The organism is Humidisolicoccus flavus, assembly GCF_045689595.1.
GTDB classification, from domain to species: domain Bacteria; phylum Actinomycetota; class Actinomycetes; order Actinomycetales; family Microbacteriaceae; genus Humidisolicoccus; species Humidisolicoccus flavus.
The window spans coordinates 2397165-2422134 of the sequence record NZ_CP142724.1 but is presented as its reverse complement, the minus strand read 5'-3'; the positions used below and the strand labels follow the sequence as shown (position 1 = coordinate 2422134).

25 protein-coding genes and 1 tRNA gene are annotated in these 24970 nt (G+C 63.0%); 7 read left to right on the top strand and 19 right to left on the bottom strand.

Annotation, left to right across the window (positions count from 1 at the left end; translation table 11 throughout):
• Positions 1–90 precede the first annotated feature (90 nt).
• Positions 91–1347, top strand: a complete 1257-nt coding sequence (locus U2H20_RS11605; protein ID WP_430592437.1) for a winged helix-turn-helix domain-containing protein — start codon at positions 91–93, stop codon at positions 1345–1347.
• 25 nt (positions 1348–1372) lie between these two features.
• Here U2H20_RS11605 and U2H20_RS11600 read toward each other — a convergent pair whose 3' ends face one another.
• The 9 genes from U2H20_RS11600 to U2H20_RS11560 all read right to left on the bottom strand — a co-directional run bounded on the left by U2H20_RS11600 (position 1373) and on the right by U2H20_RS11560 (position 9350).
• On the bottom strand, positions 1373–2272 hold the full coding sequence (locus tag U2H20_RS11600; protein WP_430592436.1) for a M48 family metalloprotease: 900 nt from the start codon (positions 2270–2272) through the stop codon (positions 1373–1375).
• 18 nt (positions 2273–2290) lie between these two features.
• Positions 2291–2875, bottom strand: coding sequence for a LemA family protein (locus U2H20_RS11595; RefSeq protein WP_430592435.1), 585 nt, complete (start codon positions 2873–2875; stop codon positions 2291–2293).
• A gap of 82 nt (positions 2876–2957) precedes the next feature.
• Positions 2958–3779 carry a serine hydrolase gene (locus U2H20_RS11590; RefSeq protein WP_430592434.1) on the bottom strand — a complete coding sequence of 274 codons (822 nt, stop codon included), beginning with the start codon at positions 3777–3779 and terminating at the stop codon, positions 2958–2960.
• Positions 3780–3878: 99 nt separating this feature from the next.
• Positions 3879–4352: a Cpe/LpqF family protein gene (locus U2H20_RS11585; RefSeq protein ID WP_430592433.1), complete on the bottom strand. Its 474-nt coding sequence runs from the start codon at positions 4350–4352 to the stop codon at positions 3879–3881.
• 115 nt (positions 4353–4467) lie between these two features.
• On the bottom strand, positions 4468–5385 hold the full coding sequence (locus U2H20_RS11580; RefSeq protein WP_430592432.1) for a siderophore-interacting protein: 918 nt from the start codon (positions 5383–5385) through the stop codon (positions 4468–4470).
• Entirely contained in the window at positions 5382–6227 is an 846-nt protein-coding gene (locus U2H20_RS11575) for an ABC transporter ATP-binding protein (RefSeq protein WP_430592431.1), read from the bottom strand. The genes U2H20_RS11580 and U2H20_RS11575 overlap by 4 nt, the downstream gene beginning before the upstream one ends.
• Positions 6224–7273, bottom strand: coding sequence for a FecCD family ABC transporter permease (locus U2H20_RS11570; protein WP_430592430.1), 1050 nt, complete (start codon positions 7271–7273; stop codon positions 6224–6226). The genes U2H20_RS11575 and U2H20_RS11570 overlap by 4 nt, the downstream gene beginning before the upstream one ends.
• A complete protein-coding gene (locus U2H20_RS11565) occupies positions 7270–8313 on the bottom strand; it encodes a FecCD family ABC transporter permease (protein WP_430592429.1) in 1044 nt (347 codons plus the stop codon). The genes U2H20_RS11570 and U2H20_RS11565 overlap by 4 nt, the downstream gene beginning before the upstream one ends.
• Positions 8310–9350, bottom strand: coding sequence for an iron-siderophore ABC transporter substrate-binding protein (locus U2H20_RS11560; RefSeq protein WP_430592428.1), 1041 nt, complete (start codon positions 9348–9350; stop codon positions 8310–8312). The genes U2H20_RS11565 and U2H20_RS11560 overlap by 4 nt, the downstream gene beginning before the upstream one ends.
• Positions 9351–9768: 418 nt before the next feature.
• On the opposite strand from U2H20_RS11560, the gene U2H20_RS11555 reads away from it, so the two are divergent.
• From U2H20_RS11555 to U2H20_RS11540, 4 genes are all read left to right on the top strand, one after another.
• Complete coding sequence (locus U2H20_RS11555; RefSeq protein WP_430592427.1) at positions 9769–10044, top strand: hypothetical protein; 276 nt, start codon at positions 9769–9771, stop codon at positions 10042–10044.
• Between the two features lie 134 nt (positions 10045–10178).
• Complete coding sequence (locus U2H20_RS11550) at positions 10179–11168, top strand: acyl-CoA dehydrogenase (protein WP_430592426.1); 990 nt, start codon at positions 10179–10181, stop codon at positions 11166–11168.
• Positions 11169–11242: 74 nt separating this feature from the next.
• A complete protein-coding gene (locus tag U2H20_RS11545) occupies positions 11243–12532 on the top strand; it encodes a PIG-L family deacetylase (RefSeq protein WP_430592425.1) in 1290 nt (429 codons plus the stop codon).
• Positions 12529–13209: a glycosyltransferase gene (locus U2H20_RS11540; protein ID WP_430592424.1), complete on the top strand. Its 681-nt coding sequence runs from the start codon at positions 12529–12531 to the stop codon at positions 13207–13209. The genes U2H20_RS11545 and U2H20_RS11540 overlap by 4 nt, the downstream gene beginning before the upstream one ends.
• Here U2H20_RS11540 and U2H20_RS11535 read toward each other — a convergent pair.
• The 4 genes from U2H20_RS11535 to U2H20_RS11520 form a co-directional block, all read right to left on the bottom strand.
• On the bottom strand, positions 13199–13990 hold the full coding sequence (locus U2H20_RS11535; protein WP_430592423.1) for an ABC transporter ATP-binding protein: 792 nt from the start codon (positions 13988–13990) through the stop codon (positions 13199–13201). The two genes, U2H20_RS11540 and U2H20_RS11535, sit on opposite strands and share 11 nt — an antisense overlap.
• An 82-nt stretch (positions 13991–14072) precedes the next feature.
• The gene (locus U2H20_RS11530; protein ID WP_430592422.1) at positions 14073–15122 is read right to left on the bottom strand and encodes a FecCD family ABC transporter permease; all 1050 of its coding nucleotides are present in this window, start codon (positions 15120–15122) and stop codon (positions 14073–14075) included.
• A gap of 11 nt (positions 15123–15133) precedes the next feature.
• Entirely contained in the window at positions 15134–16180 is a 1047-nt protein-coding gene (locus tag U2H20_RS11525; protein ID WP_430592421.1) for an iron chelate uptake ABC transporter family permease subunit, read from the bottom strand.
• Positions 16181–16238: 58 nt separating this feature from the next.
• Positions 16239–17000: a helix-turn-helix domain-containing protein gene (locus U2H20_RS11520; protein WP_430592420.1), complete on the bottom strand. Its 762-nt coding sequence runs from the start codon at positions 16998–17000 to the stop codon at positions 16239–16241.
• A gap of 190 nt (positions 17001–17190) precedes the next feature.
• Between U2H20_RS11520 and U2H20_RS11515 the strand changes: the two genes are divergently transcribed.
• Positions 17191–18213, top strand: coding sequence for an ABC transporter substrate-binding protein (locus U2H20_RS11515; RefSeq protein ID WP_430592419.1), 1023 nt, complete (start codon positions 17191–17193; stop codon positions 18211–18213).
• Positions 18210–20027: a siderophore-interacting protein gene (locus U2H20_RS11510; RefSeq protein ID WP_430592418.1), complete on the top strand. Its 1818-nt coding sequence runs from the start codon at positions 18210–18212 to the stop codon at positions 20025–20027. The genes U2H20_RS11515 and U2H20_RS11510 overlap by 4 nt, the downstream gene beginning before the upstream one ends.
• Before the next feature lie 14 nt (positions 20028–20041).
• Here U2H20_RS11510 and U2H20_RS11505 read toward each other — a convergent pair whose 3' ends face one another.
• The 6 genes from U2H20_RS11505 to eno all read right to left on the bottom strand — a co-directional run bounded on the left by U2H20_RS11505 (position 20042) and on the right by eno (position 24923).
• Positions 20042–20626 (bottom strand): hypothetical protein, encoded by a 585-nt coding sequence (locus U2H20_RS11505; RefSeq protein WP_430592417.1) that lies wholly within the window; start codon positions 20624–20626, stop codon positions 20042–20044.
• Between the two features lie 36 nt (positions 20627–20662).
• Positions 20663–20736, bottom strand: a tRNA-Leu gene (locus tag U2H20_RS11500).
• A 114-nt stretch (positions 20737–20850) separates the two neighbouring features.
• A complete protein-coding gene (locus tag U2H20_RS11495) occupies positions 20851–22437 on the bottom strand; it encodes an NAD(P)/FAD-dependent oxidoreductase (protein WP_430592416.1) in 1587 nt (528 codons plus the stop codon).
• 73 nt (positions 22438–22510) lie between these two features.
• Positions 22511–23044 (bottom strand): DUF501 domain-containing protein, encoded by a 534-nt coding sequence (locus U2H20_RS11490; RefSeq protein WP_430592415.1) that lies wholly within the window; start codon positions 23042–23044, stop codon positions 22511–22513.
• Positions 23041–23550, bottom strand: coding sequence for an FtsB family cell division protein (locus tag U2H20_RS11485; RefSeq protein ID WP_430592414.1), 510 nt, complete (start codon positions 23548–23550; stop codon positions 23041–23043). Before U2H20_RS11485 ends, U2H20_RS11490 begins: the two co-directional genes overlap by 4 nt.
• A gap of 83 nt (positions 23551–23633) precedes the next feature.
• The gene (gene eno, locus U2H20_RS11480; RefSeq protein WP_430592413.1) at positions 23634–24923 is read right to left on the bottom strand and encodes a phosphopyruvate hydratase; all 1290 of its coding nucleotides are present in this window, start codon (positions 24921–24923) and stop codon (positions 23634–23636) included.
• Between the last annotated feature and the right edge of the window lie 47 nt (positions 24924–24970).

Here is a 24970-nt window from a genome sequence, read left to right as displayed (position 1 = left end):
GATTCTTCCAATGCCGTTCGTGGCGTGTGCAGCGAAAAACATCTCGAACATCGCACAGTCGAGGTCGGAGGCACCAACTACGCTCGGGGCGTGCTCCCTCATCGACGCTTCACTCCCGCTCAGGCCCGGCGAATCGCCCTCGCTGCGAGCGGTATCGGCAAGCCCGTTGCGGGCCCGGAACGTCCAGTGCGAGGCACCTTGAAGCTCAAGTCCGTGATCGATCGGCTCGGGCTCTTGCAGGTCGACTCGGTCAATGTGTTCGAGCGGAGTCACTACATCCCGGTGTTCTCGCGGGTTGGCGTCTACGATCGGGCCGTGCTCGACAAGCTGTTGAATCACGATGCGAAGCGACCGAAGTTGGGTTCATATTCCGAGTATTGGGCGCACGAAGCGGCAATCCTGCCGCTGACCGACCTTCCGCTCTGGCAGTGGAAGCAAGCAAGACAGCACGACTCGAGTTCGTGGCGGTCCTGGCTCGCCGAGCATCGAGGGTTACTCGACGAGGTCCGCGCCGAATTCGCCAACGGTCGACCACTCCGGGCAAGCGATATCGAGCACCCGCAGAATGTGCGCACGGGACCACCGCAGATGTGGTCGCGCAGCAATGTTCGGATCGCGATCGAGTTCCTGTTCTCGAGCGGTGAGCTCGTCGCGACCGGCCGCACTCGCTTCGAGCGCCAGTACGTCCACACCGATTCCGTGCCCGCGCTCTCGGCGGCCGAGGTGCCAAGCCGCGAAGCAGCACAGCTCGAGCTCGTCCGACGAGCTGCGAAACGAGTCGGCATTGGCACGCTCAAAGACATCGGCGACTACTTCAGGCTGAAGGTCGCGCCGACGAGCGCAGCGTTGACTGCGCTCGAAGACAGTGGCGAAGTCCGACGCGTCGTCGTCGACGGCTGGGGTGAGCCTGCGTACCTGCACCATGAAGCGACTCTGCCTCGTGCGATCCGGGCGGCCACAGTGTTCTCCCCCTTCGATCCCGTCGTCTGGTTTCGCCCACGACTCGAGCGGCTCTTCGGAATGCACTATCGAATTTCGATCTACACACCGGCCGCGCAGCGCACCGACGGTTACTACGCGCTCCCAGTCCTCGTCGACGACCAAATTGTCGGCCGAATTGATTTGAAGAGCGATCGCCAGTCCGGCCTGCTCCGCGTCCAGCATGCGCGACTCGAGAACGCGAGCGAGGCTCGGAGCGTTGAAATCTCGGAGCGGATCGCGCCGGTGCTCCGCAGTGCTGCGGCTTGGCAGGGGCTTGACTCGGTCTCCGTGAGCGAACAGAGCGGGTGGCAAGGCGATCTCGCACGTGCACTGGATGATCGTTACGGTGAACCGCTCGACATTTGAACAGCAGCGAGCGGGAGGTTCGAGGCTAGAAGCGGTCAGCGTTGCCGCGAAGGCGAGCGATCCGATTTTCGAGCGGCGGGTGCGTGTTGAACAGTCGCGTGAGCATCTTCGGTGCCGCAGGTGAAGAGATCCAGAGATGTTCCATGGAGGAATGGTTCTTCTTCATCGGCCGAGCGTACGCCTGGAGTTTTTCGAGTGCGCGGGCAAGGCCCTCTGGGTTTCGAGTGGTGAGCGCCCCGGTCGCGTCCGCCAGATACTCACGTTGGCGTGAAACTGCAGACCGAATACCGACCGCAACGAGCGGCGCAAGGATGACTCCCACGAGTGCGAGTACGAGAAAGATGATGTTCGCGCGCGCATCTCCACCACGGTTACGCCCTCCGAAAATGAGGAAGCGCAGGAAGAGATCTGCGATCAGACCGATTGCCACGGAGAGCCCGAAAGCGATCATCGTGACGCGGATGTCGTAGTTCTTCACGTGCGCCATCTCGTGCGCGAGCACGCCCTCGAGTTCTTGGTTGTCCATGATCTGCAGGAGGCCGGTGGTCGCGGCAACGACCGCGTGCTCCGGGTCGCGACCGGTCGCGAAGGCATTCGGCGATGGGTCCTCGATGATGAACACCTTCGGCATCGGCATACCTTCAGCGATCGCGAGGTTTTCCACCATTCGGTACAGGCGCGGGTCGTCCTGCTTCCCGATCTCACGCCCACCGGAAATCGTGAGGGCCTGCTTCGTCGCGGTGAAGTACTGCAACAGCGCATACAGTCCTGCGACGACGATCGTGATCGGGGTGACGATGAGCCAGCTCCGACCACTCGGGTCGAAGAAGTAGGAGATCAGGAGTCCGAGTGCACCGATCACGAGAATGAAGATCGCGATGATCCAGACGGTGTTCCATTTATTTCGCGCAATAGCGCTGTACATCTGGTCTCCCTGAGCGCGTTAGAACTGCACGCGCGGCGGCTCGGCGACAGCGTCCGGGTTTTCGACCTCGAAGAATTCACGTTCACTGAATCCGAGCCCTCGGACGAAGAGCGTGTTCGGGAACACCTTGATCTTCGTGTTCAGTTCACGCACACCGCCGTTGTAGAAGCGGCGCGAAGCCTGGATCTTGTCTTCGGTGTCGACGAGCTCCTGCTGCAGGTGCAGGAAGTTCTGGTTCGCCTGGAGTTGCGGGTACGCCTCGGCAACCGCGAACAATGACTTCAGCGCCTGTTGCACGTGACCCTCTGCGGCACCGGCCTCGGCGGGACCTTGCGCATTGAGCGATTCGGCGCGGGCTTGCGTGACCTCTGCGAACACCTGGCGCTCATGAGCGGCATAGCCCTGCACCGTGGAGATCAGGTTCGGCAGCAGATCGGCCCGGCGTTTGAGTTGGACCGTGATATCGCTCCACGCCTCATCGACTCGAACGTTGAGCGTGACGAGTCGGTTATAGGTCGACCAAAGGTAGATACCCGCGACCACCGCAAGCAGCAGGACGAGTCCACCAAAGATGATGACAAGAAGGATCGGATCAAAAGCCATGCTTCAAGAGTACGAAACTTTGCCGAGCGTTGCCTGACGCTTCGCTGAACGCGCACTCCCCCAAAGCGGGGCTGACGTCCGCTCAGCTGCTGAGCCGAAAGATGTCCTCCGCGAGTTTGCCGAGGTCGTTCTGCACCTGCATGAGCGCGACATCGTCGTCGCTCGAAGCGAGCACGACGACGGTCAGGAGTGCCCCATCCTTCGACTCCGCGTGCCAGCTCAGCGTCAAGACACCGGCCGAAGACCCACCCTTGAACGCGATGAACGGCCACGAATCGTGATCGAACGCGATTCCGAGGCCGGGATTCTCGCTCAGGATCGACCGGACTTCAGAGTGTCTGGCTCCCATCGCGAACAGGTGTTCATGCACTCGCGTGACGTCGTCAGCCGAGGCGAACCAATCCAGGCCCTCGGGCCAGACGACGCCCGCGGTCACATCGTCGACTGCAACCGTGAACGGCACCTCGGCGAGTTCATCGAGCACGCTCCGACGCTCGGCCTCGTCACCCCTTGACCAGCGCTCCGTCAGGTCAGGCCTGTCGCCCCAGGCGAGCGCGAAGAGTTCCCTCGTCATCAGAACCGGCATGATCTCACTCGGCTCGTGGTGACCGACCTCGACGACTGCAGCTTCGACCCGCTCCCGACCGATGCGCTGCATCAACATGTCGGTCGCAGTGTTGTCACTCACAGCGATCATCTTCGTGGCAGCTTCGAGCACAGAAACCTGCGTCCCATTCGGCTCACTCTGCAGCTCCCCCGACGGGAGGCTCCGGTTCGAATCATCGACGGTGAGGGTGTCGTCCCACGCGAGCGATCCGCTCTCGATTGCGGTCACGACTGCGACCAGCACATAGAGCTTGAACACGGAAGCGAGGGGCACTGACTCTGAAGACCCCGAGCTCATCAGCGGTGCTGCAGCGTCGCTCGAATGAACCGCGATACGCACCGTCACCGGCAACGCGGCAAAGCGCTCCTCAACCTCGGTGAGCGACTCCGATGATCTTCATGGCTCAGCGACAGGGCCGAAGAACAGCACCTGGATCAGACCTTCATCATCGATCATGATCGACATGTCCAAGGGCTCGCCGAGCGCACCCTGCAGCGTCGTGACCGACTGCGTCTCATCGCCCTCGTAGTTGACCGGGACGAACGGGTGGGCCGGGCGGATCTGCTCATTGAGCACGGTCGCGAGTTCTTCAGGAGCGAGCTCCGCCTGAGCATCAGGGTGCAAGACCTCAGCCCACTGCTCAACCGTCGTGTCATCCTCGCTGTTCAAGACTCCGAGCACCCACTCCGCGGTCTCGCCGACTGCGGTGTCGGGGATCGTGATCTGGCTCGCCTCTGAGGCTGATGGCTCCGAGGGTTCTTCCGGCGCAGAGTCTGCGCTGCATCCGGTCAGCACCAGCAGTGCAGCGATTGCTGCGGCAAATGGTGCACCAAACTTTCGGGTTCGTGCGGTGGTCGAGTGGGATTTCATGGTGCTGCTCCTTGAATGGGAACGGTCGCCAGAGTGAAGACGCGGACCCTTCAACGCTATCTAATTCTTATGAGCGAATCGAATGCGGCGACAACCCTTCCACCAACCGGGTGCTTCAGTTCTCGGCTCGGCCGACCTTCCAATACCCCATGAAGGCAACGCGGGTGCGGTCGACGCCGAGATCTCGAACGAGGTGGCGACGCAACCCGGTGATCGTTCCTGCTTCACCGGCCAACCAGGCATAGAGTCCCGCGTCGTCCCGCTCCTCTGGGACCTCCCAGAGGACTTCGCTCTCGGGATTCAAGAGCGCGGTTTCCTCGGCTGTCGAATTCACTGCGGCAGCCTTGGTTTCGGTTGCGCTCAACCAGTCCGCAGCCCACGATTTCACCGCCTGATCAAGCAGTGCCCCGTGCTTTGCACTGGCACTCCTCGCCCTCGGCAACCAGGTCACCGCGACATTCGCTGGAGCATTCACCGAGAGAATGTCGGCTTCCTCTGGCACCTCGAGGAACACCGCCCCGACCGCGTCCGCGCGCATCGTCTCGAGAATGCCGCAGATCGCTGGAGCAGCCGTCTCGTCACCGGCGACGAGCACCGTGGTCGCAGCGCCCGGATGCCATTCGAAGCCGCCGATCGGTGCTTCCGAGGTCGCGTCTGGGGCGATGATCAGGAGTTCGTCGCCGAGGATCTCGCCCGCGATCCACCGTGACGCAGGGCCAGAATCTCCGTGAGCGACGAAGTCGACGTCAAGCTCTCGGGCATCGGCGTCGGCCCGCCGAATCGTGTAGGTGCGCATCGGGTTGCGTGCCTCGTTCGGAAGCGTCCTCCAGGTCGAATACCAGTCCTCCCCCTCGGGGAGTTCACTGGTGTGCGAGCCAGGCAGCGGGAAGATGATCTTGATCCGTTGGTCCGGACCGCCGGTTCCGAGATCGGCGAACTCCGGCGAGGAGAAGGTGACGCGCACGAAGTTCGGGCTCAGCCGAGCGCTCCGGACGACGCGTGCTCGATACAGACGCGATGCTGGCTTCGTCATGACTGTTCCTCTTGAGTGTGCGGAGAGTTTCTTGCGAGCGCTGGTGCGCAGTGGTGACGGCCGATCGGCAGCATGAGCGGCTTTCCCGAAATCGGGTCCTCGATGACCCGGCTCTCGATCCCGAACACGTCGCTGACACACTCCGCGGTCAGTACCTCCGCCGGATCACCGCAGGCGTACACGGTGCCCTGCGACAGCGCCACGAGGTGGTCGGCGTACCTGGCAGCCAGGTTGAGATCATGGAGCACCATCACGATCGTGGTACCGCGAGCGTGATTCAAGTCGGTCAGCAGATCGAGCACCTCGACCTGATGACTCACGTCCAAGAACGTGGTCGGCTCGTCGAGCAGCAGCACTTCGGTCTCCTGCGCGAGCGCCATCGCGATCCAGACCCTCTGGCGCTGACCGCCGGAGAGCTCATCAACGGCGCGATCAGCGAGTTCCACCGTCTGGGTCGCATCGAGCGCTGCAGCGACCGCGACGTCGTCGGCGCTCGTCCATCGCGAAAAGATCCCCTGGTGCGGCTGACGGCCGCGCCCCACGAGGTCCGACACCGTGATGCCCTCGGGCGCAATCGGTGACTGCGGCAGGAGGCCGAGCGTGCGTGCGAGCTCTTTCGCCGGCATCTGGTGCACCTGCTTGCCATCAAGCAGGACCTGCCCCGATTTCGGCGAGAGCAACCGAGACATCGAGCGAAGGAGCGTCGATTTTCCGCACGCGTTCGGCCCGACGATCGCGGTGATTTTTCCGGCCGGGATATCGAGAGAGAGCTCGGTGATGACGGTGCGCTCTGCGTAACCGAGCGAAACCGAGTCTGCTCGAAGGGTGTGGGCGGTGGTCATAGCGATCCTCCAACGCGATTGCTGCGAATGATCAAGTAGACGAGATAGGGAGCGCCGAGCACGCCAGTGACGACGCCGACCGGGAATCTCGTTCCGAAGGCGTACTGCCCCAGGAAGTCGGCGACGAGCACAAGCAGCGCGCCGACAAGCGCCGCGGGAATGAAGACCGGCCCGTTCGGGCCGATGATGCGAGCGGCGATCGGCCCAGACAAGAACGCGACGAACGCAATCGGCCCCGCGGCTGCGGTCGCGAACGCGATCAGGCCGACGGCCGCAACCACGACGATGAATCGCGTGCGCGCGACTCGTGTGCCGAGCGCCGCGGCGGTGTCGTCACCAAGCTGCAAGGCGCTCAGGTCACGTGTCTTTGCAAGGAGCACGGGAGCGAGTACGCCGAGTGCGATGAGCGGCGCGAGCAGTTGGTGCCATTTGATGCCGTTGAGACTGCCGGTGAGCCAGCGCATTGCAGCTTGCAGATCCCACTGACCAGCTTGCGTCAACACGTAGTTGATACTGCTGTCGAGCATCGCCGCGACGCCGATCCCGATGAGAATGAATCGCGTTCCAGCAGCGCCGCCTTTGAACGAGAGCGCGTAGACGAGCAGCGCGACACCGAGCCCGCTCACGACTGCGAACGCGGAGATCGCTGGGCCGCTCATTGACAACATGACGATGGCGAATGCGGCTGCGGCGCTCGCTCCCGCACTGATTCCGATGATGTCGGGACTCGCGAGCGGATTGCGGAGCATCGTCTGGAAGGTCACCCCGGCAAGACCGAAGCTCATCCCGGCAACGATCGCGAGGATCGCTCGCGGCAATCGAAGCTGTCCGACAGTGAAACTCGCACCATCGACGTCTTCGCCGAGCATGACCCGCAGCACGTCAGCCGGCGCGTACACGGTGCGGCCGAACACCAGTGAGACCGCGAAGAACACCACGATGAGGGCGACGAAGATTGCGATCGTGGTCCGACGCCGTGATCCTCGACGCTGACGGGCGCGCGTGACGAGGGCAAGCGTGTCTGGACTCGGGGGCGCGAGGCTCACAGTGCTCGCACTTTCTGCCGACGCACGAGCGCAATGAAGAAGGGAGCGCCAAGGAGCGCAGTGATGATGCCGACATCGATCTCACTCGGACGAGCGACGAGACGACCGAGGATGTCGGCGGCGACGAGCAGTCCGGCTCCGGTGAGCGCAGAGAACGGAAGAAGCCACCGCTGGTCAACGCCAACGAGCAAACGGCAGAAGTGCGGGACCACGAGGCCGACGAAACCGATCGGGCCTGCGATCGCAACGGCCGCACCGCACAGGAGGACCGCGCCGAAGGCGGAGAATGCGCGGACGACCGCGACCCGCTCGCCGAGGCTTGCTGCGAGGTCGTCGCCGAGCGCGAGCGAATTGAGACTGCGAGCGGAAAGGAGGCAGATTGCGCTGCCGACGAGGAAGAACGGGAGCAATTGCAGGATGCTGTCGAAGCTTGCACCACCGACCCCACCGATCTGCCAGGAGCGGATCGTCGCAGAGATGTCGCCTCGGGGCAGCGCGACCGCGGTGATCATGGAGGCGAGCGCCGCCGTCATGGCCGCCCCCGCGAGCGCGAGTTTGAGCGGCGTCGCTCCCCCGCGGCCGAGCGAGCCGATCGTGTACACGACGACGGCCGCGACCATTGCGCCGAAGATTGCGATCCAGATGTAACTCGTCGCGGTGGAGATTCCGAACCATGCGATCCCGATGACGACGGCGAGCGCGGCGCCGGAGTTGACGCCAAGGATGCCCGGGTCGGCGAGCGGATTTCTGGTGACGGCCTGCATGACAGCGCCCGCGAGGCCGAGCGAAGCGCCCACCACGATCGCAAGGATTGTGCGCGGGATTCGTTTGACGACTGCTGCCTGGCTCAGGTTGTCGGTTGCCCCTTGCAAGCCGAGCACGAGGTCGCTCCAAGCAACGAAGCGGGACCCGAATGCGAGGGAGCCTGCGATGAGGATGACGAGCACGCCGGCGACGACGAGAATCCACAGCAGGCGCACGCGATTTGGGCGCCGCACCACGGCGACGCCCAAATCAGATGCTTGCAGGGTGTTGGTCACTCTGCCTTTTCAGCCGCCTCGGCAAGCAGGTCGACGTAGTCGTCGAGAACCCATGAGATCGCAAGCGGCGTCGGGTTCGCGGCCGTGCCCATTGGGCCCGCGCCGTCGAGTGCGACAATGGCACCGTTCTTCACCGCTGGCATCTGCGAGAGCAGTGGGTCGTTCTGCAGCAGATCGATCAGTTCCTGGTTGCCGTAGGTGACGATGATGTCGACATCTTCGAACACATCGACCTGTTCCGCACTGACCTTGCCAGAGAACTGGTCGTTTTCCGCAGATGCGTCGGCAACGCTCTTGGGTGTTTCGAGTCCGAGGTCTTCGAAGAATCCTGCGCGAGTGTCGTGCGCCGTGTAGAAGCTGACCTGGCTCAGGTCGGTCGGGTCGACGTGCGTCAGGAACATCGTCGACTTGCCTGCCAGCGCAGGGTGCGCGGCGACGGTTTCTTCGATTTCGCCTTCGATGTCGGCGATGAGTTGTTCGCCCTCTGCTGCCATCCCGAGACCTTCGCTGTTGAACGAGATCACGTCACGCCATGAGGTCGCCCACGGCGCCTCCGGGTATGCGACGACAGGAGCGATCTCGGTCAGCGTGTCGTAGTCCTCCTGGGTCAGCCCGGAGTAGGCAGCAAGGATGACATCGGGGTTCGTGTCCGCGACAGCCTCGAAGTCGATGCCGTCGGTTTCGTCGAACAGCACTGGGGTTTCTGCACCGAGCTCTTCGAGCTTTTCGTCGACCCACGGGAGCAGTCCGTCACCGTCGTCGTCACCAAAGTTCGCCATCGCCATGCCGACTGGAACGACTCCGAGAGCAAGTGGCACTTCGTGATTCGCCCAGTTCACAGTTGCGACGCGTTCTGGCTTCTCGGGGATAACGGTCTCGCCGAGCGCGTGCTCGATGACGATCGGGTATCCCTCAGTTGCATTGCCGGTTTCGGCGTCGCTGCTCGCCTCGGGCGTGGCGCCCGTGCTGCAGGCGGAAAGGGTCAAAACCGCGGCAGTCGCGATTGCGGCGACTGTGGCGTAACGGCGTGAACGCATGCTGCGTATCTCCACTCTGTGATTGTGGGCAGTCGCGGCGTGAATTGAGTACCGCAAACGTCGCAGCATTCAAGATCGACACTGGGACTTTGAAAGGTAAGGCTTACCTAAATTAAGCCAGGGCAGGGTGCCGCGCAAGTTGGACTTTCACTGACGGAAAGTTCCGCGGCGTGTCGCTTCGCGAAATCTCCACCGCTGAATCGGAGGACTCGCTGGGCGTCGTGCTCGCATATGGTGCAAAATTCTTGCTCAATTCGCCGCTTCCATTTCCTGCTGAACAGCCATAGCGTTACTCAGGAAGGATGGGAACCAAGGCACGAGTCATTGGCGACTCGATGGTTGCGACGATCTGCAGCCCGCCACACGGCTCCCCTCCAGCTCTTTCTGCGAACGGCACGACGAGACGAGGACTACAGCCATGAGTGAAAAACCCCAAGACGAGCACGAAGGCCAGTACACCGATTCGGAACTCGAACACGGACGCACGGTGTCACGAGACGCTGACGGCGAGTACACCGATGTCGAATTCGAGCACGGTGAGAGCCGCGCAGCGGAACGGAAGTCCGCAAACGACATCGAACGCGACGGTGAGTACACCGACGCGCAGTTCGACGACGGAAGCCGCACGAACGACACGGACCAGGCTCGCGAGTACACCGACGGTGAGTACCCGGGAGAATCCGCTCGGGCGTAACCAGTCGGTTCGAGCGAAACGAGGCGTTCCCCCGAGGGGTGACGCCTCGTTTTTGTTCCGCGATCATGAGTGATTCTGCGACTCAAGAACGGCGAAAGCACGGTTTTGTCCCCCGTTACCGACAGAATGAGCAGATGGCCCTCAGATTTCGCGAGAACGACCGCTCCTCCGGGCCATTGTCACGCGCAGTTTCGGGCTCGCTCCCGGAAACAATCGACGAGGCGCTGAATTTCGCTGTGGCGCATTCAAGCGAATGGGCTGCAGCGGAACGTCTCGAGCAGTGGGAGGCGCTTGCGAGCATTGCGGCGCACGACCTCGCGGTTGCTCGGGCCGTCGAACCACACTTCGATGCGGTCAACATTTTCAGTGAACTCGGCGAGGCCCCGCCGAGAGAACGATTCGGAGTCTTCGCTGCCGAGGGCGGCAATGACCCTCTCACGGCCCGCAGTACCGGTCACGGCTGGGAACTCACGGGCACGAAGCCCTGGTGCTCCCTGGCAGCACAACTCGACTCGGCGCTCGTCACCGCGCACATCTCAGACGAAGAGCGCGCTCTGTTCCGTGTCGATCTCCGCCAGAACGGGGTCACCGTCGTTCCCGGCGCGTGGCACGCTCGTGGTCTTGCCGAGATCCCGAGTGGGCCGATTCGATTCGAATCGGTTGCAGCGCAGGCGGTCGGCGCTCCGAGCTGGTACCTCACGCGTGAAGGCTTCGCCCTCGGTGGCATCGGGGTCGCAGCATGCTGGTACGGCGGCGCAGTCGGCGTTGCCCGGACAGTCCACGATGCTGCGGTCACGCGTCCGAACCCGCATCTGCTCGCGCATCTCGGCGCGATCGACGCGCGCCTTCAAGACGCTCGGCGCGCACTGAACGCCGCGAGCGCGCCAGGAATTGATCCCGCGGATACGAAGATCCTCGCAAAACGCGTGCGGGCGACCGTCGCGAACACCTGCGAGGAGGTCCTCGGTCGCGCTGCCCGTGCGCTCGGCCCCGGCCCCTTGGCGCTCGACGCAGCGCACGCGAAACAAACCGCTGATCTTGCGCTGTACGTGCGCCAGCATCACGCAGAGCGTGACCAGGAATCGCTCGGGCGAAGCGTCGCGGAACTGCGGCATCCATGGTGAAATTCGATTCGAACGACGACGGCACGTCGTTTGCGACGTGGCAGTCGGATTCGCGGTTCTCAGAAGCCCCGCCCATGCAGCTTGCACCAGGTTCACCGGTGCTCGTTCTCGCAGCGCACCCTGATGACGAAACGCTCGGCGCGGGAGGCCTTCTTCACCGACTCAGCACGGCTGGGCACACGGTTACGGTCATTGTGGCGAGCGATGGCGCAGCGGGAGGTTCTGCTCTCGCTCGATCAGATGAACTCCGAGCTGCAGTCGAGCTGCTCGCACCGGACGCGAGTCTGGTCGAGCTCGGTTTCGCTGACGGAGGGTTGCGCGAAACTCGCGAGGAGCTTCGAAATGCACTGCAACCGTATTTCGATGCACTGCCCCCGAACGGCGCCGTTGTCGCCCCCTGGCGTGGCGACGGTCACCGCGACCACCGAATCGTCGGTGAAATCGCGCAGGGACTCGTGGGCGACCGGATGTTGCTGGAATACCCCATCTGGATGTGGCATTGGGCACACCCAGATTCGGCAGAAATTCCGGTTGCAACCCTCCGTTCGATCACGGTCGATGCCGCAATGAAGCGCGCAGCGATTGCGTGCTTCCCCTCGCAGACCGAAGGGCACTCCCCGATGCTCCGGGAGAGTTTTTTAGCGCACTTCAATCAAGACAAGGAATTCTTCTTCGTGACTTCAGGGGAACGCGCTGTCGACACCGCCGCGAGCGGCGACCGCCACGAAACCGCAACCACCGAGCACCCCACAGCATCGCTCCGTGGCGAGTACTTCGACGCGGTCTACGAGAAGAACAGCGATCCTTGGCGTCTCGAAACACGCTGGTACGAAGAGCGGAAACGAGCCGCAACCCTTGCCGTACTGCCGAAGCCACGGTTTTCGCGTGCACTCGAGATCGGCTGTTCCGTCGGCATGCTCACGGAGTTGCTCGCCGAGCGATGCGATGCGCTGCTTGCGATCGACCTCTCTGAACGAGCGGTCGAGCAAACTCGCGATCGCCTCGCAGCATCTGCTGCAACTCGTTCGGGCACGACCGAAGTCCGGCAGCAGGAGGCTCGGCTTGCGCTGCAGGATGCGAGGTTCGATCTCATCGTCTTCTCGGAGGTCGGCTACTACTTCACCCTTCCCGCGTTGACCGTGCTCGCCGAGCATATCCGTGACTCGCTCAGCCAAGACGGAGTCCTCGTCGCATGTCACTGGCGCCACCCGGTTGCGGAGTATCCGCTCTCCGGGGATCAGGTGCACGAGCAGCTCGATGGCCTAGGGCTGCACCGCACCGTGCTGCATGAAGAGCGTGACTTTCTGCTCGCAGCCTATGAACGCAGTGATCGCTCAGTCGCGCAACGGGAGGGGCTCGCATGATCCAACGATTCGGCATCGTGATTCCAGCCCACAATGAGGCTGAACTCATCGCCCGCTGCCTCGAGGGAATCGCTGTCGCCGTGGCCAAGGTCGCAACGCCCGTCCACACCATCGTGATTGCCGACTCCTGCAGTGACTCGACCGCCACGATCGCGCGAACGTTCACGGGCGTCGAAGTCATCGAGACTTCGGCCAAGAACGTCGGTGCGGCCCGTGCACTCGGTTGCAGCATCGCCATCGCCCACGGTGCTGACTGGATCGCCCACACCGATGCAGACTCTGTCGTTCCGCCGCAGTGGCTCCAGGTTCAGGCAGCGCTGGCAGCAAGCGGGGTCGATGTCGTCATCGGGACCGTTCGACCAGATTTTCGCGACCTCGATCCGGCACGGACACAGCGTTGGCTCGATACGCACGTCGACGGCGTCGCGAACGGCCACGTGCATGGAGCGAATCTCGGCTCCAGTACCGCCGCCTACCTTCGCGCCGGAGGGTACCTTCCGATGATCGAGCACGAGGATGTCGACCTCACCGCAAGAATGCGAGCCCTCGGGATCAACGTCGCAGCAACTGCAGATGCTGAGGTGTTGACCTCCGGCCGGCTCCAGGGGCGAACCCCCGGCGGGTACGCGAGGCACCTTCGCGACGATCTGCTTCCGATGGAGCAAATCAGCGAGTAGTCGAGCGCCGTGCGCGAGGAAGAACGACCGGGCACCCCGCATCGGGATCGTCGATCACTCGCGCATCGACGTCGAACACTTCGTGAATCAGCTGTTCGTTCAAGATCGCGCGAGGGCTCCCCTGCGCGACGATGCTTCCTGACTTCATCGCGATCAGGTGGGTCGCATATCGCGCCGCCAAGTTGATCTCATGGAGCACCGCAACGACGGTCCGTCCCTGATCCTTGAGTTCGACGAGCATTTCGAGCACTTCGAGCTGGTGACCGAGGTCGAGGAAGGTGGTCGGCTCGTCGAGAAGAATCGTCTCGGTTTCTTGCGCAAGGGCCATCGCGATCCACACTCGCTGGCGCTGACCACCGGAGAGCTCCTCGACTTGTCGGTGCGCGATCTCCTCGAGACGCGTTGCCGCGAGCGCCTTCGTGACGGCACGCTCGTCGGCCTCGGTCCAGCCCGAAAGCACACTCTGGTGAGGAAATCGCCCACGCGCTACGAGATCGAACACCGTGATGCCCTCCGGAGCGATCGACGACTGCGGCAGCATGCCAATCTGCCGTGCGACCTGCTTCGTCGGTATTTTCTGCAGATCGGCCCCGTCGAGCAGAATCTGGCCATGACTCGGTGCGAGCAGCCTGGCGAGCGAGCGCAGCAAGGTCGACTTCCCGCAGGCGTTCTGGCCGACAATGACCGTGAGCTCGCCCTCCAGCACCTGGAGGTTCAGGTCTTGGAGCACCGCACGCGTGTCGTAGCCCACAGACAATGCTCTTGCTTCGAGTTGACTCATCGTGCCGCCCTCATCGTTCTCGAACTCCGTGCCACGCAAAGCGTTGCGCCCTGCCTTGCATTCCTCGTCGTCACTGTCGTGCTCACCCGCTCCCCCGCGATTTTCTACTCTCGACCGCGAGGAGCCACACCAGATACGCGCCGCCCAAGCACACGGTGACCGCGCCGGTGGGCAGGGAGTTCGAGGGGATCGCATACTGCGCAATCAGGTCGGCGCTCAAAAGCAGAAGTGCGCCAACGAGCGCTGCGCTCAACAAGTCGGTGCCGACACGCTGCCCGACGAGGCGCTTGGCGATCTGCGGTGCCGCGAGCGCTACGAACGCGATGGGCCCAGCTGCGGCGGTCACGAGCGCGGTCGCCGCAACTCCGAACACCACGAGCCAAGCCTTTGCAGGCTCGACCCTGGCACCGAGCGAGGCGGCAACTTCGTCACCGAGTTCGAGCACGCGCAGCATGCGCGTCGCGAAGGGAACGAGGCCGACGAGAATCGCGAACATGAATGCGCCAATCGCAACCGAGTTCCAATCGACGACACTGAGCGTCCCGGCGCCCCACACGGCTGCTCGAAGCGCGATGTCGACGTCGGCCTTCACCGAGAACCAGGTGTTCACACCCGAGAGAAACGCGGCGATCGCGATTCCGACAACAATGAATCGAAAGCCCTGCATACCGTGGCGATACGCGAGGAAATAGATCGCGACGGCGGTGAGCAGCCCGCCGGCGAGCGCTCCGAGCGCGAGCATGAAAGAACCCGTGAACCCCAGCATGAGCATCGTGACGACACCGGTGTACGAACCGGTGCTGAAGCCGATGATGTCGGGGCTTCCCAGCGGATTCCGTGTGAGCGATTGAAAGATCGCCCCGCCATACGCAAGCGCAGCGCCGAAGACGATGGCGGCGACCACGCGCGGCGCTCGCCACTCGAACACGACCATCCTGGTTCGAGTTTGTTCCTCATCGAACACCGCCTGCACGATTTCGGCGACAGCGATGGTGCTGCTCCCGAGCGTGAGTGCCCAGAGCCCGAGCCCGACAATGACGACGACGATCACAGCGCAGACGCTTCGCCTAAGGCGAGCCTGCAGCAATTGCATGCTGCGGACCCTCGCAAGACGCGGCTGTGCGGCAGACACGACCGTCGCCATCAGAGCGACTTCGCATTCACTCGACGAACCAGGAACACGAGGATCGGCGCCCCGATGAGCGCCGTCACGACACCCACCTGCAATTCGCTCGGAAGCACAAGCACCCGTCCGAGCACGTCAGCGAGCAAGACGAATGCGGGCGCCAGCACAACGCAAAAGACGAGAATCCAGCGCCAGTCCGGTCCGGTCGCCCATCGAACGATATGCGGCACCATGAGTCCGACGAACACGATCGGTCCGGCCGCCGCGGTTGCCGCTCCGCAGAGCAGAGTGACTGCAGCGACGACGAGCATTCGAGTGAGCACGATGCGCACCCCGACCGATCGCGCGAGTTCTTCACCGAGGGCGAGTGCGTTGAGGCTTCTCGCGCTGACGGCTGCAAGTAGTACGCCGATCACGATGAGCGGGGCGATGGCGGCGAAAGTCCCCTCAGGCCTGTCGGCGATCGTGCCCGCTCCCCAGAAGCGCATTCGGTCGAAGGTCTGCACGTTCATGAGCGCCAGCGTTTGCGAGATCCCTGTCAACACGGCGCTGAACGCGATTCCGACGAGCGTCAGGCGCAAAGGGCTCGGTGCTCCTCGCCCGCCACTGGCGATCAGGTACACGACCGTGACCGCGAGCAGAGCGCCAATACACGCCAGTGGAAGGTACTGCCCGATCCTCTGCACGCCGAAGAATGCAACGCCGATGACGATCGCGAAGCCTGCACCAGCGTTCACGCCGAGGATCCCCGGATCCGCGAGCGGGTTTCGGGTGAGCGCCTGGATGAGCGCACCCGAGACGCCCAGTCCGATCCCGACCGCCAATCCGATGAGCGTTCGGTGCACACGTGCCGTGTTCACGGTCGTGTGCGACGCGGAACCGTCAGGGATGGTGAGCGCGTTCCACACGGTGTCGATCGAGAGCAGTCCAGAACCCACGACGATGCTCAAGGCGATGCTGGTCAGGAGCACGAAGACGGCAATGAGGAGCGCGATGATTCGCTTCGCGGTGCGACGCTTCTGGGTGAGCGGAACCTGCATCGTGGGGTGAACGACGCTCGTCATGCGGCTCCTCTCGTGACCTGGGAACGCTAGCAGCGAGAGAAGAGTTCGTGGGCGGCGTTCATTCACTCGGGCGCACTGCATGGTGCGAGAGCGCGCCTGCTGCGTCGGACTGCAACTCGGCCGGATCGTTCCCCGTCTCACGGCTGATCGCTCGAATGAGCCCGGCCCGGGAACTGTAGCCAGCCATGCGCGCAGCCGTCGACAGTGACCCGCCGGAGAGAATGAAGGGAATCGCGGAGTTCAGTCGCGCACGGGTTCGCCAACGAGCAAACGGGAGGCCGGTTTCGTCCTGGAAAACACGCTGCACCTGCCTGGGGCTCATCCGATGCTTGAGCGCGAGTTGTTCGAGCGTCAACATGCTGCGAATCGACTCACGGGCGAGTGCTTTGACCAGGGGATGGCTCGGTGCGGTGATTGCGAAATACTGCTTCGCTGCTCGCGAGAGGATTCGCCCGATCGCAGTCCGGAACGGTTCAATCTGCTCGTCGCGATTCGGCGCTGCCCCCAGGAGCGTGGTCATGAGATCGACGAGCGCTGGGATCGCACCGATCGGTCGAAACGGCACACCCGGCGAATCCTGCGGGTCGAGCAGAGGGCCGAGCACCATGCCGCCGTCGTCGAGCTTGACCGAATGAGGAACATGCGGTGCGAGCCACACCGCCTCGTGCCGTCGGAGCGACATCGGAATCCCATCGACCGTGAGGTGCGCTCGACCGGAGACCACATAAATCAGATGCGGCTCGTCGTGCTCATGGGTGTCGTGGCCGAGGAAGCGCACCGAGTTCTCAGGAACAATCGAGGCGAGAGATCGGACGGTCACGATGCGCTCCTTGCTGCGAGAAACAATGTCGCATCCGACACACTCCATGTCATATTTGGGAGCGGATGACGGCAAAGTAAGCATAGCCTTACCTACGTCGCCATGCGTTGCTCTGGCGCTCCGACTATCACTGCGGTGATAGGAACCAAGGCCACATCGTCGCGGCCATCTCTTTTCACTGTGAGGTCCCATGCGTTTCATTCGTCCCCTCGGCGCGCTCGCTCTGCTCGGCGCACTCGTGCTCACGGGCTGCTCGTCCGACACTTCCCCCGAAGCTTCAGGTTCACCCGAGGCATCGAATTCGCCGTCGAGCGATGCAGCGGCGGATCGAACCGTCACGACCGATTACGGCGATGTCGTCGTGCCTGGCGACGCAGAACGAATCGTGGTGCTGAACTACGCGCTCGCCGGCTACCTGTACACCCTCGATGTGCCGGTCTTCGCGACGATCCCGGAAGACGCCGACGCAACCGAAGGCGAATTCTCGCCGGCCTGGGCCGCCGACGCTGAAGCCGATGGCACGGTCTTCCTGCCTTGGAGCGTTGACGGATTCGACCTCGAGGCGATCCTCGAGAGCGACCCCGACCTCATTATCGGCGGAGGCATCGGATTCCCGCTGTTCCAAGCCGAACAGGTGTACGACGAGCTCTCCGCCATTGCGCCGACGGTGCTGGTCGGCAAAGCCCTCGGTTCTTGGCAACAGCAGTTCGACTTCCTCGCGAACGACGTCTTTGACCGTGGCGAGGAATACGACGCAGCGATTGCCGCGTATGACACCCGCGTCGAAGAGGTTGCCGCTACCATCACTCCGCCGCCATCGCCGGTCTCATTCCTGACGTTCACCGCTGACGGCACCGCGTATGCGCTGGTCGAAACCGTCGGACTCCCGACCGAGTTCGCTGCAGTGGGCATCGAGCCTGCGCCGATCTTTGCCGAGGGCGACTTCGAGGTCTACGGCGGCGGAGGCGACATGTTCGAACTCTCGACCGAGCAAGCAGGACAGGTCATCACGCAGCCAACGGTCTTCGTGATGGGATTCAACGGCGACACCATCGACGTCGCGACTCTGATGGAGAACCCCGTGTACGCGGCACTGCCCGCGTTCCAGAGCAGCAACGCCTACGATCTGCCCTACAACGTTCTGCGCGGTGACTACGACGATGCGATGGAACTGCTCGACATCATCGAGTCGCTCTTCGCCACAACCCCATGACCCAGCGAGCATTCACGCCCCACCCGCTCGTGGTTCGCGAAGTGCAGGTGCGACGCATCACGGAGATCACTCCGCTGATGCGTCGCATCACGCTCGGCGGGCCCGAGCTCGAAGCCTTCACCAAGGACGGTTTCGAGCATCCTGCGTTCCTCGCGCCGGGCTTCGACGACCACATCAAACTGATCTTCGCCTCAGACGGCGACATCGAACGCGCGCTCCCGATTCAGTTGCAGCATGGGATCGAATGGCAGCCGGTCGAGACCAGATTGGGTCGCGACTACACCCCGCACCATGTCACCGCGGATTCCTTCGAACTCGACTTCGTCGTGCACGGCGAGGGACCCGCAGTGCAGTGGGCGCTGCACGCCAATATCGGCGATTCACTCAGCTTCGTAGGCCCGAAGTCATCGATCAACCTGCCTGACGACCTTGATTGGATCGTGCTCGCCGGCGATGAAACAGCGCTCCCTGCGATCCAACGATTCGTTGATGAGCGACCGAGCGAGGCTCCGGCGACGATTGCCGTGACGATCACTCGGCCGGAAGCGCGACAACCGCTCACCCTCGGCAAGCACGACCGGGTCGAGTGGATCATCGATGAGTCGAACAGCGGTATTCCCCTGCTCGACCACCTGCGCTCGCTCGACATCACTCCAATTTCGCAGAGCAATGCTGCCGGCTTCGCCTGGGTCGCTGGCGAAAGCAAGTCACTGCTGCCGATCCGGAGATTCTTCGCCCGCGAAATCGGGCTTCCGAAGTCGAACATGAACATCACCGGCTACTGGCACCGAGAACAGCACACGCATGACGCATCACAGGATGCAGTGGGTGCAGCAACCTCCGATGTCGTCGAACCCGAGATCGCTCCGGTCGCCTCGCCGGTTGCCTGGTTCGCCGTTCGGGCAGCAATCGAACTCGGGCTTCTCGACGCGCTCGCTGACACCCCGGGACTGTCGACGGCGGCGCTCTCCACAGCGCTCGAAGCTCACCCGCAGGCACTCGATTCCTTGCTCCCCCTGCTCGAGCATCACGGAATCGTCCGTGCGCGCGAGTCAGTGTGGGAACTCGGAGACTTCGGGAACGAACTCGTCGACGACGAACATGAGCGAGAGCACTTCTCTGGGCCACACGCCGATGCGATCCTGACCCTGAATTCACTCGCCGCGTCGGTCAAGACTGGTCGTTCCGCATGGGAACTGCACCGAGGCGAGAGCCTCCGGAGCGAAACTCTGACGAATGCAGAACTGTTCGCCGAGGAAGTCGAACACGCGGGCAAACTCGCGTATTTGCTTGACGGGTTCTTGAGCGAGCAATTCTGGAATGGAGTCTCCAGTTGCACCTTGATGGGCGCGGGAGCGGGCGTACTTGGTGATGCTCTCTCCAGCCGTCACGCGGACATCGAGCTCCAGATCAGCGGAACCGCCGTTGAGATTCAGACTCTTCGTGAACAGATGCTCGCGCCAGAGGCGGTCGTCTGGCAGCTGACCGAGAATGCGGCTCCTCCGCTCATCTTGGACAATCACCTCACCATCGCATCGCTCGCGCTCGAGCACATGAGCATGACAGAAGCGAGCACCTTCCTTCGTTCTCTCCAGCCGTGCGCGTCTCGGGTGATCGTGCTCGCGGCAACTCGAGCAGACACGCTCGGAGGAGAGGACCCCGCGGGTGACCTCGTGCACTTCGCGCAGCTCGGCAGGGCCCGACTCACGGAAGAACACCTGCAGGCACTCGCCTTCGATGCCGGATGGTCGCTCGATACGACCATTCCCCTCGGTTGGGGTTTCGCCGCCCTGTCCTTCTGCAGAACCTCATAGCGCCGGAGACTCCCTCAGGCGTTCGAGTCCGCGCTGGACTGCAACAGTGCGAGCGCTTCCTGCTGTCCGATTCGCCATCGTTTGAGACCGGGTGCAGCAGGGACAGAACTTCGGTAGTGCACAGGCATCGGGAGCCACCGCCCGATGAATTCACTCAATGCGTTGTTTCGCGCTCTCGAGCCTGCTCGCTCCTTGAACCCCTCGAGCTGGATATCGACTTCGCCGGTCGTGTAGAGCAGCGTGAGCATGCGTGCGTGGCCGGGGTAAAGTCGCACGGTTTCCGCCGCCGATTCGAACGCCTCTGCGACGTGCGTTTGAGCGCCGACGGTGAGCGTTCCCCGATCGAAATCCAGAATGAGCCGCTTCCTCGATTGAACGATCGCGAGAGGAAGCACGACGAAATTGGCGATTGCAAGCACGGCAAGCCCCACAATCAGGAACGACAGCATCGATCCGCCACGGGGCTGCAGGAGTGACAACGCCAAGAGCACGACCGCCCCGATGTTCGCGGCCACGACAATGACGTTCCACATCCGCGCGCTCTGCAGTTCGAACGAGACAACGCCGGTGTGGCCTGATCGCGAATTGAACCCATGCATACGAACAACTTCCGAGAACCCGATCAATGCTTTCAGTACCCCCAGTGGGATTCGAACCCACACTGAAGAGATTTTAAGTCTCCTGCCTCTGCCGGTTGGGCTATGGGGGCGTACGCCTTCAAGAATAGCGCGACGCGCTTTTCAGAGCAGCCAGCAAACCTCGAAGCGGTCAAGCAAAAGCGCCGGTCCCGCACATGCGGAACCGGCGCTCATAAATCATCGACCTACGCCTTCGCGTCAGCCTTGTCGCTCGACGTCGCTTCGTTCGACTCGGTGACTTCCGGTGCAGGAATCGCAGCGTTGTCTGCCTTCTTCGCTGGAGCCTTCTTCGCCGCAGGCTTCTTCGCAGGACCCTTCTTTGCTTTCGGCTCTGCCGCCTCGGTTGCGGGCTCAGCATCAGCAGCGGGCAGCTTCGGCGAAACCTCTGCCGCCGGTGCAGCGGGAGCCTCGACAGCAGGAGCAGCAGGAACAGCAGGAGCTTCATCAACCGGTGGCTTCGGGCGAGACGCATAGGCCTCGAATGCAGCACGAGGAGCGGTCAACGCCGGCAGCGCAACATCGTCGCGGCCGAGCCAGAAGTTGTTCCACCATCCACCGAAGACTCGCAGCTTCCGCTCCCACATTGGGATCGCGAGGCCGTGGTAGCCGCGGTGCGCCATCCATGCGAGCGGTCCCTTGATCGCCATCTTGCCGCTTTGGAACACACCGTTGCCGACGCCGAGGCCAGCAACCGCGCCCATGTTCGAGTGGTTGTACTCGCGAGGAGCTTCGCCACGAACCACGGCCGCAACGTTCTTCGCGAGCAGACGACCCTGACGGACCGCGTGCTGTGCGTTCGGAACGCAGAAACCACCGGGGCCAGGGGTCTTCGAGATGTCGGGAACTGCCGAGACGTCACCGGCGGTCCAGGCGCCCTCCAGGATGACGCCGTCGCGAGCGACCTGCAGAGTCGGCAGGGCGGTCACGCGGCCACGCTCGTCGAGTGGGAGGTCGGTCGTCTTGGCGACCGGGTGCGCCATAACGCCCGCAGTCCAGACGATGAGGTCTGATTCGAAGGTCTCGCCGGTGGAGAGCTCGATGACTCCGCCGACCGCGCTCTTCAGCTGCGTGTCGAGGTGCACCTTCGCTTCGCGCTCGTCGAGGCTCTTGATGACCCACTCGCTCGTCTTCAGGCTGACCTCGGGCATGATGCGCCCCATGGCCTCAATGAGGTGGAAGTGGGTGTCCGCGATCGTGAGCTGCGGGTAGAGCGGCAGCAGGCTGCTCGCGAGGCTGCGAAGCTCCGCGAACGTCTCGATACCGGCGAAACCGCCACCGACGACGGTCACGGTCAGCAGGCGATCGCGAGCTGGGCCAGCAGGCATGCTCGCGGCACGAGCAAAGTTCGTGATGAGACGGTCGCGCACCTGCACGGCCTCTTCGATCGTCTTCATGCCGATCGCGGTGTCTGCAACACCCGGGATCGGGAATGTACGCGTGACCGAGCCTGCAGTGAAAATCAGTTCGTCGTACTCGTGCTGCCAGGAGTCGCCGCTTTCCGCGGTGATCGTCGCAACGCGATTGGCGTGATCGATCGACGTGATCTTCGCCGTGATGACCTCAGTGGTCTTCAGGTGACGACGCTGCGAAACGACGGCGTGGCGAGGTTCGATTGATCCGGCCGCGACCTCTGGGAGGAACGGCAAATACGCCATGTACGGCAGCGGGTCGACGAGGGTTACTTGTGCTTCGCTCGAACGCAGGGTGCGTTCTAAACCGCGAGCGGCATACAGGCCGGCGTAGCCGCCGCCGGCGATGAGAATTTTCTTCATCTGGAGGGATTACTCTCTCTTCATTGCAGGCAGAGACATAGTTAGTGTACTCCCCCGCGTGAGCATCCCAGGCCTAGCCTGGGATCTGGGATTCTTCGGGATCGGTCGCGGTGACCGCATTGCCTCCGCACCGACATGTGTGAGGCTTCCAATCGGAAGCCTCGAGGGCTGCGTCCCCAATCGGGTTGACTCCTGGTCCCGCTGCGAGCGAGTGCCCGATGAGTGCGTGCAGGCATTTCACGCGCTCAGGCATTCCGCCGGCGGAGATCCCTGAGATTTCAGGAACGATCCCATGTTCTTCGCGATCTGCGAGATACATCTCGTGCGCCCGCTGGTAGGCGGCCGCAACGTTTTCATCCGCGAGCGTCGCGGCGAACTCTGGCATCTGCTGTGTCGCTTCGAGCCGCGATGCTGCGGCAGTCGCGTCTGGATGCGTCATGTAATAGAAGGTCGGGAACGGCGTACCGTCGGCCAGCCGCGGGCTCGTAGCCACGACGGTGGGTGCGCCGCAGCGGCACCGGGCTGCGACTCCGACGACGTTTCGAACGGGTCGACCGAGCTGCCGGGTCATCGTTTCGATATCGGCGTCGGTAGCGGGTTCGATCATGGGGTTCCTTCAGGGAAGTCATCGGGGAGGTCCTCGGTGAGGCCCGCGACGACGATTGTTTCGACGAGCGCGCTCGTCCAGTCGATCTTCGTGGTCTCAACCTCGCTGGAGAACGCGTCGAGCGGCGCGCTCTCGTCGAACTCGGTTCGGTCGTCGAGCACCACGAAGCTGAGTTCGCCCGGGTACACGTAGAACAGCCGATCCCGAGCTTGCGCCTCGATGTACGCGGGGTCGTCCCAGCGGGAAATCTCGCGACCGAGGTCGTCGACGTTCTCTTCCTGACTTGCGATCTGCGCTTCAAGTGCGGCGATCTCCTGCCGCTGTTCGACGAGCAGCGAGATCGTTGGCGACAGGGTCAGGGTGCCGAGCACGATCACACCGAGCGTCAACACGAACAGCCATGAGATCCGGACGCCCTGCTGCACAGGGGTCTGGCCGACCGAGGTCGCACCACGGTCACGTCGCGTGGTGCGACGATCGCGGGAGCGAGAGGGACGGTCGGTCATGATGCAAGGCTAACGAAACGGCGCGCCAAGAAAAAACTTGGCGCGCCGTTCCTTGCCCGCGAATGCGAGCGTCTCACAGAGACTTAGTGCTTGCTTGCGAGGTAACGCGGGAATGCCGCGGCTCCCGCGTAGACCGCTGCTTCATCGAGGTCTTCCTCGATGCGGAGCAACTGGTTGTACTTTGCGACTCGGTCGCTTCGTGCCGGTGCACCGGTCTTGATCTGGCCCGCGTTCACTGCGACTGCGATGTCCGCAATCGTGGTGTCTTCGGTTTCGCCCGAGCGGTGCGAAACCACTGAGGAGTAGCCAGCGACCGTTGCAACGCGGATCGCGTCGAACGTTTCAGTGAGCGTGCCGATCTGGTTGACCTTCACGAGGAGCGCGTTTGCAGTGCCCTTCGAGATTCCGTCTGCCAGGCGAGTCGGGTTCGTGACGAAGAGATCGTCGCCAACGAGCTGCACGCGGTTTCCGAGACGCTCGGTCAGGTGAGCCCAGCCATCCCAGTCGGACTCGTCGAGCGGGTCCTCGATCGTGACGAGCGGATACGCGTCAACGAGGCCCTCGAAGTAGTCGGTCATTTCCTGGGCGGAGCGCTTCGTGCCCTCGAAGGTGTAGCTGCCGTCGCTGTAGAACTCGCTCGCGGCAACGTCGAGGCCGAGTGCGATGTCGGTTCCCGGCTTGAAGCCAGCGAGCGTGATCGCCTCGACGAGCAAGTCGAGCGCCTTGCTGTTGCTCTCGAGGTTCGGGGCGAACCCACCCTCGTCGCCGAGACCGGTCGCGAGACCCTTGCTGATGAGCAGTCCCTTGAGCGAGTGGTAGACCTCGGTGCCCCAGCGGAGTGCTTCCGAGAAGCTCTCTGCACCAATGGGCAGCACCATGAACTCTTGAATGTCGACGTTGGTTTCTGCGTGCGCGCCACCGTTGATGACGTTCATCATCGGCACGGGCAGGACGTGCGCGTTCGGCCCGCCGAGGTACCGGAACAGCGGGAGGTTCGCGGACTCTGCGGCGGCTTTCGCAACGGCGAGGCTCACACCGAGGATCGCGTTTGCGCCGAGGTTCTTCTTGTTGTCGCTGCCATCGAGTTCGATGAGCACTGCATCGACGACGCGCTGGTCGTCAGCCGCGATTCCTTCGATCGCGTCAGCGATCTCGTTGTTCACAGCGTCAACGGCCTTCAGCACACCCTTGCCGAGGTAACGCTTCTTGTCTCCATCGCGCAGTTCGTACGCTTCGAATGCACCGGTGCTCGCGCCCGATGGCACAGCTGCTCGGCCAACACTTCCGTCGCTCAGCAGCACTTCGACTTCAACCGTCGGGTTTCCCCGGGAGTCGAGAATTTCGCGTGCGTGCAACGTTTCGATAAATGCCACGGTTTCTCCTTTATTTCAAGTGCGTGGACAAGTCCAGCCTAGCGACC

Excerpts from the sequence above, each read along its gene's own strand:
- U2H20_RS11600 (WP_430592436.1), bottom strand. The coding sequence starts at position 2,272 with ATGTACAGCGCTATTGCGCGAAATAAATGGAACACCGTCTGGATCATC.
- U2H20_RS11595 (WP_430592435.1), bottom strand. The coding sequence starts at position 2,875 with ATGGCTTTTGATCCGATCCTTCTTGTCATCATCTTTGGTGGACTCGTC.
- U2H20_RS11590 (WP_430592434.1), bottom strand. The coding sequence starts at position 3,779 with ATGAGCTCGGGGTCTTCAGAGTCAGTGCCCCTCGCTTCCGTGTTCAAG.
- U2H20_RS11585 (WP_430592433.1), bottom strand. The coding sequence starts at position 4,352 with ATGAAATCCCACTCGACCACCGCACGAACCCGAAAGTTTGGTGCACCA.
- U2H20_RS11580 (WP_430592432.1), bottom strand. The coding sequence starts at position 5,385 with ATGACGAAGCCAGCATCGCGTCTGTATCGAGCACGCGTCGTCCGGAGC.
- U2H20_RS11575 (WP_430592431.1), bottom strand. The coding sequence starts at position 6,227 with ATGACCACCGCCCACACCCTTCGAGCAGACTCGGTTTCGCTCGGTTAC.
- U2H20_RS11560 (WP_430592428.1), bottom strand. The coding sequence starts at position 9,350 with ATGCGTTCACGCCGTTACGCCACAGTCGCCGCAATCGCGACTGCCGCG.
- U2H20_RS11555 (WP_430592427.1), top strand. The coding sequence starts at position 9,769 with ATGAGTGAAAAACCCCAAGACGAGCACGAAGGCCAGTACACCGATTCG.
- U2H20_RS11550 (WP_430592426.1), top strand. The coding sequence starts at position 10,179 with ATGGCCCTCAGATTTCGCGAGAACGACCGCTCCTCCGGGCCATTGTCA.
- U2H20_RS11545 (WP_430592425.1), top strand. The coding sequence starts at position 11,243 with ATGCAGCTTGCACCAGGTTCACCGGTGCTCGTTCTCGCAGCGCACCCT.
- U2H20_RS11540 (WP_430592424.1), top strand. The coding sequence starts at position 12,529 with ATGATCCAACGATTCGGCATCGTGATTCCAGCCCACAATGAGGCTGAA.
- U2H20_RS11535 (WP_430592423.1), bottom strand. The coding sequence starts at position 13,990 with ATGAGTCAACTCGAAGCAAGAGCATTGTCTGTGGGCTACGACACGCGT.
- U2H20_RS11525 (WP_430592421.1), bottom strand. The coding sequence starts at position 16,180 with ATGACGAGCGTCGTTCACCCCACGATGCAGGTTCCGCTCACCCAGAAG.
- U2H20_RS11515 (WP_430592419.1), top strand. The coding sequence starts at position 17,191 with ATGCGTTTCATTCGTCCCCTCGGCGCGCTCGCTCTGCTCGGCGCACTC.
- U2H20_RS11510 (WP_430592418.1), top strand. The coding sequence starts at position 18,210 with ATGACCCAGCGAGCATTCACGCCCCACCCGCTCGTGGTTCGCGAAGTG.
- U2H20_RS11505 (WP_430592417.1), bottom strand. The coding sequence starts at position 20,626 with ATGCATGGGTTCAATTCGCGATCAGGCCACACCGGCGTTGTCTCGTTC.
- U2H20_RS11495 (WP_430592416.1), bottom strand. The coding sequence starts at position 22,437 with ATGAAGAAAATTCTCATCGCCGGCGGCGGCTACGCCGGCCTGTATGCC.
- U2H20_RS11490 (WP_430592415.1), bottom strand. The coding sequence starts at position 23,044 with ATGATCGAACCCGCTACCGACGCCGATATCGAAACGATGACCCGGCAG.
- U2H20_RS11485 (WP_430592414.1), bottom strand. The coding sequence starts at position 23,550 with ATGACCGACCGTCCCTCTCGCTCCCGCGATCGTCGCACCACGCGACGT.